11 protein-coding genes and 1 pseudogene are annotated in these 9,398 nt (G+C 56.0%); 7 read left to right on the top strand and 5 right to left on the bottom strand.

Going from position 1 to position 9,398, the window contains the following annotated elements:
- Positions 1 to 266: pseudogene (locus L9Z73_RS19020) on the top strand (IS630 family transposase); the annotation flags it as partial.
- Positions 267 to 311: 45 nt separating this feature from the next.
- Positions 312 to 884 (top strand): diguanylate cyclase, encoded by a 573-nt coding sequence (locus L9Z73_RS19015; RefSeq protein WP_247404027.1) that lies wholly within the window; start codon positions 312 to 314, stop codon positions 882 to 884.
- A 227-nt stretch (positions 885 to 1,111) separates the two neighbouring features.
- Here L9Z73_RS19015 and L9Z73_RS19010 read toward each other — a convergent pair whose 3' ends face one another.
- Both L9Z73_RS19010 and L9Z73_RS19005 read right to left on the bottom strand, forming a co-directional pair.
- Positions 1,112 to 1,810 carry a hypothetical protein gene (locus tag L9Z73_RS19010; protein ID WP_247404024.1) on the bottom strand — a complete coding sequence of 233 codons (699 nt, stop codon included), beginning with the start codon at positions 1,808 to 1,810 and terminating at the stop codon, positions 1,112 to 1,114.
- A gap of 3 nt (positions 1,811 to 1,813) precedes the next feature.
- The gene (locus L9Z73_RS19005; RefSeq protein ID WP_247404021.1) at positions 1,814 to 2,176 is read right to left on the bottom strand and encodes a DUF167 domain-containing protein; all 363 of its coding nucleotides are present in this window, start codon (positions 2,174 to 2,176) and stop codon (positions 1,814 to 1,816) included.
- Positions 2,177 to 2,641: 465 nt separating this feature from the next.
- Here L9Z73_RS19005 and L9Z73_RS19000 point away from each other — a divergent pair, with 465 nt between their 5' ends.
- Positions 2,642 to 3,160 carry a hypothetical protein gene (locus L9Z73_RS19000; protein ID WP_247404017.1) on the top strand — a complete coding sequence of 173 codons (519 nt, stop codon included), beginning with the start codon at positions 2,642 to 2,644 and terminating at the stop codon, positions 3,158 to 3,160.
- Between the two features lie 536 nt (positions 3,161 to 3,696).
- On the opposite strand, the gene L9Z73_RS18995 is transcribed toward L9Z73_RS19000, so the two are convergent.
- Positions 3,697 to 4,413: a hypothetical protein gene (locus tag L9Z73_RS18995; protein ID WP_247404016.1), complete on the bottom strand. Its 717-nt coding sequence runs from the start codon at positions 4,411 to 4,413 to the stop codon at positions 3,697 to 3,699.
- A gap of 263 nt (positions 4,414 to 4,676) precedes the next feature.
- Between L9Z73_RS18995 and L9Z73_RS18990 the strand changes: the two genes are divergently transcribed.
- From L9Z73_RS18990 to dapA, 4 genes are all read left to right on the top strand, one after another.
- Positions 4,677 to 5,237, top strand: a complete 561-nt coding sequence (locus tag L9Z73_RS18990) for a hypothetical protein (protein ID WP_247404013.1) — start codon at positions 4,677 to 4,679, stop codon at positions 5,235 to 5,237.
- Positions 5,238 to 5,661: 424 nt separating this feature from the next.
- Entirely contained in the window at positions 5,662 to 6,333 is a 672-nt protein-coding gene (locus tag L9Z73_RS18985; RefSeq protein WP_247404011.1) for a hypothetical protein, read from the top strand.
- A 14-nt stretch (positions 6,334 to 6,347) separates the two neighbouring features.
- A complete protein-coding gene (locus L9Z73_RS18980) occupies positions 6,348 to 7,034 on the top strand; it encodes a tetratricopeptide repeat protein (RefSeq protein WP_247404008.1) in 687 nt (228 codons plus the stop codon).
- A gap of 421 nt (positions 7,035 to 7,455) precedes the next feature.
- Complete coding sequence (gene dapA, locus L9Z73_RS18975; RefSeq protein ID WP_247404003.1) at positions 7,456 to 8,307, top strand: 4-hydroxy-tetrahydrodipicolinate synthase; 852 nt, start codon at positions 7,456 to 7,458, stop codon at positions 8,305 to 8,307.
- Here dapA and L9Z73_RS18970 read toward each other — a convergent pair.
- Positions 8,282 to 9,016, bottom strand: coding sequence for a GntR family transcriptional regulator (locus tag L9Z73_RS18970; protein WP_247404000.1), 735 nt, complete (start codon positions 9,014 to 9,016; stop codon positions 8,282 to 8,284). The two genes, dapA and L9Z73_RS18970, sit on opposite strands and share 26 nt — an antisense overlap.
- A gap of 2 nt (positions 9,017 to 9,018) precedes the next feature.
- A partial coding sequence (locus L9Z73_RS18965) for an allophanate hydrolase-related protein (protein WP_430624300.1) occupies positions 9,019 to 9,398 on the bottom strand: 380 nt, incomplete at its 5' end.

Raw genomic sequence — 9,398 nt, 5'->3', positions numbered from 1 at the left:
ATCCGCGTTTCAAATTGCACTTCACACCAACCAGCGCGTCTTGGCTGAACGCCGTGGAAGGCTGGTTTGCACAACTGGAAAGACGAGCGCTATACCGGGGTGCCTTCACCAGCGTCGCCGACCTAAAGGTGGCTATCCGTCAATTTATCGAGGCTCATAATGAGCATTCAGCCAAGCCGTTCAAGTGGAATAAAACGGCTGAGGCCATCATTAGCTCGGTACATAAAGCGAAGCTGAGCGTTATAAAAAATAAATTAATGGATTAACCGCTCAAGCCACTAGGCTTTCTCTTTTACCGACAAATTCAACGTTTGTTGGTTGCCGAAGAAGAACTGCGTCTTGCACATCGTGATTTAGAGCACATTGCTAAAACAGATAGCCTCACGGGGTTGCCTAACCGCAGGTGTTTCGACGTTAGATTCGCACACGAGTGGTCGAGAGCATGCCGCACTGGAAATAGCGTAGCGCTCATCGTTATCGATATAGATTGGTTTAAACAGTACAATGACCATTATGGCCATGTTCTCGGCGACGAATGCTTAAGGCACATCGCAGAGTTATTAAATAAAAATATAAATCGTCCAGCCGACCTCGCTGCCCGGTATGGTGGGGAAGAGTTTGTAATCCTGCTTCCAGAGACGGAACTGGCAGGTGCACTAAAGATCGCCGAGGAAGTGCGGTCAACAATAGAGGCTGCTAAAATTGAACACCGAGGCAGTACAGCAGGCATTGTCACCATCAGCGCAGGTGTCGCTTCCAACCATCAAGATGGCGTAATTGTCTCGACTGATTTGGTGGAAAAGGCCGATAGTCTTCTGTATCGCGCAAAAAAACGGGGGCGCAATCGAGTTGAACATCAGGCGCGAGAAGTCCTCGAAACATAGCGCGTCGCGGCTGCAGGTCCATTTAAATCAACAGCACAGAGTTCCTCTGATCATCGGCGTGCTATTCACTGAATAGCCGCGGATTTCTGGACGCTTCCGACACTCAGTTTTTAACTGTCAGCTTTTTTCCTAGAAAGATAGCAATGGGTCAATTACGGTCGTTGACGACAGATAGGTTGAACGCGGAATGCGAATAACACCGCTTATGTTCAAAAGGCCCCTACACTTTAGCCCGGTGTGGGGGGGCTTTTTTTGTAGCGATGCAAACCAGCACTCCATAGCCTGATCGACCAGAAGCCCATGTAGTGGTTTTGCGTATCTACTGCCGCCTGCACGCCATCTTTTCTTACAACGCAAAGTGGATCAGCCCTGCGTACTGAACCGCTGCGCTGCACGCCGCTCATACATCGCCACTTCCGTTTCTTACGTCGCCCGCTCGCCTTTGTAGGCCAGTTGATTGGCCTTGGCCCCTTGATATCCGACGGGTCGAAATCCCTGAGTAGAGGCGCCAGATCAATGGTCTTGGCGAAATTTTCGTTGGTCAGGCTGTAATAGCCCAGGCCCGACCAGACCGAATCGGCGTCCACCGTGTCGATGGAGGCATTGCGGTAGGCTTTCAGGACAGGGGATTGATTGAGCAAATCCGTCAGCCGCTGGGTATCCGAGCTGCTGAGCCGGCTGGCCGAATCCAGCACTTTCAGGCGGCCATCGGCCTCGACGGTGAAGCCGTATTTTTGCCGGCCAAGTCGAGAGCGGTGGCCGACAGCGCTGAGTCGAATGCCTTGCAGGAGGCCTTCAGCGAATTGAACGCGCCGGTGAAATTTTCGGCGAATCGAGGGAAGTCTCGCGGCTGGAGCCGACCGACCCAGGTGTCGACCGCCTCCAGCGGTTCCAACGTAGTGCTTGCTGATCGCGCCCGTAGCCATTGGTCAGGTGTTTTCTGCGTCTGACAGGGCCTTGGCCACTACGGCAGGTAAGCTGCCGGGCGCCCTTATACGCATTTGCTTGCTCAAATTAAAACGACCGAACACCACCGTGATGTCAGAAACCGAGACGTCAAACTCTCGGGCGAGAAACTTAACCATGTGGTCAGTCGCCCTGCCTGCTACGGGTGCGGCGGTGACGCTAATCTTGAGTTGACTTCCTTTCGCCTTGCCGATGGCATCCTTTTTAGCGCTCGGCGTTCCAAGTATGTTCAGAACTAAAATCTCTCCATCCCACCCACAAAACGAGGACATCTCAAAGCCCCGGCCGGATGATTTCTTTTTGGTAATCGCTTTTGCTTTCTTCACATGGATCCCGCGTAGGTCGGATAAAAATGCCTAACGATAAATAGACATCAACGGGTGCATAACATTTTTGGGCGAACGTGCGCTGCCGCTCTGGCGTGCAGTGTTTACGAGGAGAGCGGAAGTAAAAACGGTTAGACACCCTTGCAGCAATTCCTTTTGCGAACGGTGTTTAGCAGTGGCGAGGGTAGCGCGGGGCTTGGAGGAAAGACAAGAGGGCCGCGGTCGTAGCACCGGCCCTTGAGGAAAAGACGAACGACTGCTTCTTGCCCGCCCTGGGCTATTGTGACCGGCAGAAATCGACCCAGAGCTGTTAGCACAGGCAGATATCGGCCATTCCGCCAATCTAATAAACCAGGGGCGATTCACCTTTATTTCAAACTTGGTTTGACGCCTATTCTTCTCACTTATTACTTGACCCATTCTGATTCATCAGGCTAGTTAATGCCGCCCTCTACCGACATTAATATGGAAATTATGAAGCCTCTTTACCTGTGTTCAATTCTGCTGCTTGCAGGCTGCGCCCCAGCGCCGAAATACCTTGTGCCTGCCGGGGCGCCTCACGCGCTTATCCGCAGCGAATTGGTGTCGATGGAGAATCATCGAAACAGCGTGTCTCTGGTCGAGGCGCCTCCCATCGGCTGCAAATACGGCAGAACCGTGGCGACTGCGCCGGGAGGGCAGCTGGTTTCCGTTTATAAGAATGTATCGACGCCGGAGGGTTTTTTTCCGATTGAAGCCGGCAAGCCGCTGCACTTGGTGATGCGCGGCGCGGCCAATGCCAATCGCTCGTGCAACATAGCGTTTGTCAGCGAATTTGCGCCGGGCGCACGTTACATAATCAAAGGAGGAATTGTCGACAGCCCGGGCGCGCTGAGCGGTTGTTACATTGACATATTCAATGTCGATTCGGGCGCGCGCGTCCCCACGGCCGATGAGCCGAAAATGGAGCGCAATTGTGCGTTGGACCGGCTGCCCACGCTCTAGTGGGGAATTGCACCCTACCTGACCACCCATTAGCGTTGCATATGCCCCCCCATTTGCGTTCGACTTAACCAATCATGTGCACCATTTTTGACCAGCAAGATTAGTGGAGACACGACCGGCAGAGAACGGCCGATAGCAGCGCTTCATGACAGGCTACTACCGGCCCAGGCTGTGTAAAAACGCTTTGCCAAAATTGAAGTGCGCGCTTTTACGTTAAATCTGAAATTTATCGGCAAGTGAGCAGATACAGATTTTGCATAGAGACGCGATTTTCGGGTCGTTTTTAGATGCCTATATCGCCGAAAATCGTTTTTACACACTCTGGGCCAGAAGCAGACATTCGGGACAGGCTAGCTATGTGCCATTTTCGGAATTTGTTGATGGGGCTGGGGGCTTCGTTGTCTCATTCTCCAAGGTCCCTCTCTAGGAGCCCTCACACGCCAGTCGTCGCTTCGGCGTAGCTAGGCTGGCTGATAACGCCCTTTTTTCAGCGCAAAAGGGCCAGCGCGAAAGTGGCTGCACAAACAGCAGCCATCCTATAGCCCAGCCTGGCTGACAGGGGTAACGCTGCGGGTGTGATAATCGCCCGACGAGTCCTGGATGCAGTAATTCGGGGACATCGGTTTTTCCTCGCCGGCTTTCAACTCAACCACCTCATTGCGGCACGTTGTCTGGAATGTTTGCGACTGGAATGCCTGCCGGACTTCATAGTCGGCGCCTGCGCGTGGCACGAAACTCACGGGCGCTGAAGAGCAACTGGACCCGGACGTGACGAACGCCACAAACACGATCAGCGGCTGGCCGGCCGGGACCACACGTTCATCGAAGTACCTGCGCGTCTCATCGATCTTCGCGCTGACCGGGGAGGTCGGCATGCCGATGACATTGTTTTGGTAGTCGGAAGGCCACATGCCGAAGATATCCGTGCTCTGACCGCTGGGCTCGATACGCGAAGGATTCCATCCTTGCGGCCGCTCGCGGGCGGCCAGCGCTTTTCTGTAAGTGTCGTTGAAATACTGCTCGCAACTTTGGCCGGATACGAAACCTGCGTATGCCCCTTGCCCGCTGATCAGGCGGATGCGCGCCGTACTGGCGGGGTCGTACTTGGCCATCTCGGCCGGGTTCTGGACATCGGTTTTCTTGAAGGTGCAGCCCCCGACAGCCAACGGCACGATGAGCAACAGCCCCAGGCGTGCGATGACAGTGCCCAAGCCGGTATGAATTGATGAGCGCTTGCTGGCGTCCTGCTTCATTATTTTCTCCCTGTTAGTGGCGCAACCTTGGTAATGACGGGGTTTGGGCAGGCGTTTGCCTTCAAAGTTCGCGGGTTCGCATTGGATTGGATTGGATTGGATTGGGGCAAAAAAAGCATGGCGGCGGCCTTTTCTCTCTCCCGATGTGTCGCGCGTACAGTCTGCCCTGTTATTCTGATTCAGCAATCCGGCGTGTAGAAAAAATGCTATACGGCATTAAGTGACAGGAATGTTGGCTAATTGATAGTTAGGGAAAACTGAGTATGCGTCGCATAATAGCCAACGGGTTTGTGTTTGTCAGCATTGCGATACTCTGTTCCGGCTGCACATCTTATTCGTCCCAGCCGACAATCAACGAACCCGCTGAGCCCGAAACAAAAGAAATCATCTCCAGCTTCAGTTACGCAATAAACTCCCCATGGAAAGACAGTCGCTTCGGCAAGGACGCATACGCAGCGACACTCAAAGTTATTCCCGATGTACAGGATACGGGCTCCAGCCTTGCCGCCCCGACCCTGCCGGCATTAGAAATAAAGATCTCGGAGTTCTCATCTGGCGGCGCTTGCGGACAAGATTACTTGACGGGCCTGAGTCTGGGTTTGATCCCCAGTTGGTGTACGCGGACAAACCTTTTCAAGTTTGACTTTATATTGATTAAGGATCAGCGCTTTTGCAGGCAGAAAACCTACTCGATAAACTCCACGTCGTTTTCACATCTCACGATGATACCGTTTGCACTATTCAATACGGACAATCAGCCATTGGCGCTCTATCAGGCGGCGCTTAAAGATTTTCTTCGGATAGGTCAATGTGCGACGCGTTGAGAGGCATGTTAACAGGCTTTGTTTTGCGGCTACGAGGGGCTCATTCCAGGCGTTGGGACGTTCAAAATTTATCTCAGGTGAGCGGCAGCTTTTGGCCGAGGCTGTGTAAAAACGTTTTTGAGCGCGTCAGGTGCTCAAAACCGGACTGGAAATCACGTTTCTACGCGAAATCCACATCTGCAGACGTGCCGATATATTTCAGATTTAACGTAGACGCGGACACTTCAATTTTGGCGAAACGTTTTTGCACACTCTGGGCCGATTGCAGCCCTTCGTCAGAAGCAGAAATCGGCCACGAGCTCACGCTCTACCCACAACCGCTTTCAACCAAAAAGAGATGCCAGCCTTCTCCCACAGGCCCGTATTGCTAAAGTTCCCGACTCATCAGCCGACAGCCTTTGTTCCCATTTCACGGATGATTTTAATGTTCCGCTTTCTTTTTTCCGGCGTTGCTTTGCTCGCCGTCGGCGCCGTGTGCACGGCCCAAGCCCAGACGGTTACCACGCCGGAACAACTGCTGACTGAGTTCTCTCGTTGCAATGCGCATTTCTTCGAGAGCCTACGCGATGCCCGCCTGCCTGCAGGTACCTTGCGCCTGAGTGACTACGGCTCGGTCAAGGCACCGAGCATCATGAGTCCGCTGCAGGAAGGTGGCACTTACCAACACTTCGAAACGCCCCTGATCGTTAACGGTGTGCGTATGGTCGGCTATTACAACCAGGCCGAAACCATCAAGAACGTCGGCAATTTTCTGTTCTGGGGTTTTGTAGCCGATGGCTCGCCGCAAGAGGTGGCCGCAAAACTCAAGCCGCTGATCGTTGATAACGCACGCTTTGTTAGTCAAGGCAAAGCCATTAGCCGCGCCGAAATTCGCCGCGTCGGTGACCCTATCGGCCAATGGCGCACCGAAGGACTGACCGGCCCCGGCGTCGCCACGCCGTTTGGGTTCGTAGACCGCGTGCTGATCGTCGACACGGGCGACTCGACACCGCCGCTCGCGGGACACACCACCGTGTTCTGTTCGCTACAAGGCACCGTGACCGCGCCGTTGTTGCAGGTCTATCGCCCTGACCTCAACGCTCATCTGCTCGACTGACAAGGATGCTTATCATGACTACTCGCTGGCCGGCACTGATCGTCTGCGCCGTCATCCTCACAGGTTGCGCAGGGATGCAGAACCCGCAAAAAGCCAACCTTGTCCACTGCACTAATCAGTTCAAAGCGTCCAGAGCCGAAAACTACCCTCTGGTGCTGCAGGAAGGTGATCTATGCCTGCAGAAAAATACGCTGCCCGCCTCGCTGCAAAGTTTGATTTACGCGGTGCAGGCCGACGCCTACAGCAACCTCAAGCACTTTCCCGAAGCCGTGACCGCCAAGGAAAAATCCATGCAACTGGAGGTCAAGCCTGATCCGCGCGCCAACCTGGACCTGAGCGCCATGTATCGCGACGCTGGCAACCCGAAAAAAGCCCTTGAACTCGTGCAGTACAACCTTGACAACGGGATGGGAGAAGCTGGGAAGGGTTCCGGCTTCCACATGCCGACCTACTATCATTTGGGCCTCGCGCTGACAGACATGGGTCAGTACCGAGAGGCCGCTGAAGCATTCAGTACCGGCCTCCAGCGTCAGCCGGACTATGCCTGGGCCTATTATGCGCGGGGGATCGCGTATGACCATTTGGGAGACAGGGACGACGCAAAGGCCGACTTCATGAAGTTCTCGCAGATCGTCAACAAGAAGTACCTGCAGGAGGAGCACAAGGCGAAGCTCGCCGAGTACAAGATTTCCATGCCGTAATAGGAGCGCCAGCTTAGTGGCGAATGCGCTGGATCAGCGAGCGCGGGGTGACCGCTTGCGTCGCATCTCAGATGAGGCAACAGATCATCTCTGTTTCCGCCGGGCGACGAAGCGAACGGATGCCTGCGCAGGGCTTGACACATTTACTCACATCCCCTAAAGATGGACGCCTCATTCAGGGTGTGTCAGCTCATGCTTGCAACGTCTTCCGTTAACCTTTCCGTCATTGGCTTGATCGCCAAGGCGCAAGGTTGCGTTGCGCGCGCCCTCAAATCGAAGAAACAGTCGCTCATGTGACCGGGGCGCGCTGTCCCGTCAGATGAGCTGACAGGACATTGAGCGCGACGGACACCCTGCCCTTGCACAATTCCCTCTGCCCTTCTGACGGTGACTCAATCGGTCAATCATCAGGAGAGAGTGCATGTCAGCGTTTCAAGGTATCTGGGTTCCCGTGGTCACGCCGTTTCATGACGGCAGCATCGATTTTATCGGCTTGCGCCGGCTGGTCGAGCATCTGCTGGAAAAGCACGTGGCCGGGATTATGGTTTGCACCACCACGGGCGAAGCCGCGGCGTTGAGCCGTCAGGAACAACTGGCCGTGCTGGATGCGGTGTTGCAATGGGTGCCGGCGCACCGCGTGGTGATGGGCCTGGCGGGATATAACCAAATTGAGCTGTTGCAGTTCCAGGGCGAAATCCTCAAACGCCCGGTGGCCGGGCTGTTGGTGCCGGCGCCCAGCTATATCCGCCCGTCCCAGAGCGGCCTTGAAGCATTCTTCCGGACGGTGGCCGACGCCTCCAGTGTGCCGATCATTCTCTATGACATTCCCTATCGCACCGGCGCGAGCTTTGAACAGGCCACGCTGCTGAACATCGTCGCCCATCCGCGCATCGTGGCGGTCAAGGACTGTGGCGGCAACCTGGGCAATACCCTGGCGCTGTTGGCCAGTGGTGCGGTGGATGTGCTGTGTGGCGAGGATATCCAGATCTTTAACGCGTTGTGCCTTGGCGCCAGTGGGGCGATCGCAGCGTCGGCACATGTACACACCGAGCAGTTTGTGGCGCTGTGGCAGCAGGTGCGGGATAACCAGTTGAGCGAAGCGCGGCAGACGTTTTTCCAGTTGCTGCCGCTGATCAATACGCTGTTTATGGAGCCAAACCCGGCACCGGTTAAGGCGGCGCTGGCCCTGCAGGGATTAATCGGGAGTGAATTGCGCGCGCCGATGCAGCGGGCCGGCGACGCCACCGTCAGCCGTCTGCAAGCGTTGTTGTGAAGCCGGTTGATTGAGTGTCCCGCGCCACCTGCAACCGGTGCAACGTAATCTGGCGCACCTGCTGCTTGCTCAGTTCGATATGCCGCGTGAGCAGCCGTTGCGCCTGTTCACCGCGCCGTTGCAGGATCGCGTCGAGTATCTGCGCATGTTCTTCGTAGGTCGCAGCGATCCGCGATGCCTGGGTAGAGTCGAGCCGGCGGATGATGCGGATTTTTTCCGTAATTGCGTAGTGCATGCGCGCCATTTCGCGGTTGCCGGTAGCCTCCACCAGGGCGCAGTGAAAGCGCTCGTCCAGCTCGGACACCACCTGGGTGTCCTGCTGGCGTGCGCCCTCCTCCAGCTGCCAGATCGCCTGCAACCCTTGCAACAGCGGATGGCCCGGCGCATCCATCCGGCATAAGTGGTTGACCGCCGCCAGCTCGAGAATGATCCGCACGTCGTACAGCTCTTCGAAGTAGCTGAAGTCGAACGGTTTCACCTGCCAGCCACTGCGGAAGTACACCTCCAGATAGCCTTCCTTCTCCAGACGATAGAGCGCCTGACGCACCGGGGTGCGGCTGACGTTCATGCGCTCGGCCACTTCGCCTTCGCTGAAGCGGTCCCCCGGCAGCAGGCGAAAGTCGAAGATATCCGCCTTGAGCTGCGCGTAAATCCGTTCGGCCAAGCTGTCGGGGCGCGCCCTGGTTTTTTTCAGCGTTGAACCCGGCATGCTCAGCCCCGACTCGCGACAAAGGCGCGCCAGCCGCCGAATTCGGTGATGTCGAGCGCGTCGGCCAGCGCCCAGGGCTCGCAGATAAAGCCTTTGACGCTGCGCCCGTCCGCCAGGCTCAGGTTGCCCATGCCCAGGGGCGCGGGGATTTCGGCGACGAACTCGCCAAAGCGTGCGATGGGCATATCCCACAGCTCGACGATGATCGAGCGGCCGCTGTCCGCCTTGGCCAGCCCCGGTTTCGGCGGCACGGTGCCCGGCAGCGCATACAGTCGATAGCTGTCGCCGGTCAGTGTTTGTTCGACCAACACCGCATTGCGCGTGGTCAGTTGGAAGTTCAGCGGCATGCCGCTCAGGTGCGCGCCAACCACCGCCACGCGCA

Source organism: Pseudomonas emilianonis (assembly GCF_023072625.1).
Lineage (GTDB): Bacteria > Pseudomonadota > Gammaproteobacteria > Pseudomonadales > Pseudomonadaceae > Aquipseudomonas > Aquipseudomonas paraveronii.
The sequence above is the reverse complement of the archived record's forward strand: the minus strand, read 5'-3'. Positions and strand labels throughout refer to the sequence as shown.

Bases quoted from the DNA above. Each gene is read 5' to 3' on its own strand.
- L9Z73_RS18990 (WP_247404013.1), top strand. From the start codon at position 4,677: ATGCGTCGCATAATAGCCAACGGGTTTGTGTTTGTCAGCATTGCGATA.
- L9Z73_RS18995 (WP_247404016.1), bottom strand. From the start codon at position 4,413: ATGAAGCAGGACGCCAGCAAGCGCTCATCAATTCATACCGGCTTGGGC.
- L9Z73_RS18985 (WP_247404011.1), top strand. From the start codon at position 5,662: ATGTTCCGCTTTCTTTTTTCCGGCGTTGCTTTGCTCGCCGTCGGCGCC.
- L9Z73_RS18970 (WP_247404000.1), bottom strand. From the start codon at position 9,016: ATGCCGGGTTCAACGCTGAAAAAAACCAGGGCGCGCCCCGACAGCTTG.
- L9Z73_RS19010 (WP_247404024.1), bottom strand. From the start codon at position 1,810: ATGGCTACGGGCGCGATCAGCAAGCACTACGTTGGAACCGCTGGAGGC.
- L9Z73_RS19000 (WP_247404017.1), top strand. From the start codon at position 2,642: ATGGAAATTATGAAGCCTCTTTACCTGTGTTCAATTCTGCTGCTTGCA.
- L9Z73_RS18980 (WP_247404008.1), top strand. From the start codon at position 6,348: ATGACTACTCGCTGGCCGGCACTGATCGTCTGCGCCGTCATCCTCACA.
- dapA (WP_247404003.1), top strand. From the start codon at position 7,456: ATGTCAGCGTTTCAAGGTATCTGGGTTCCCGTGGTCACGCCGTTTCAT.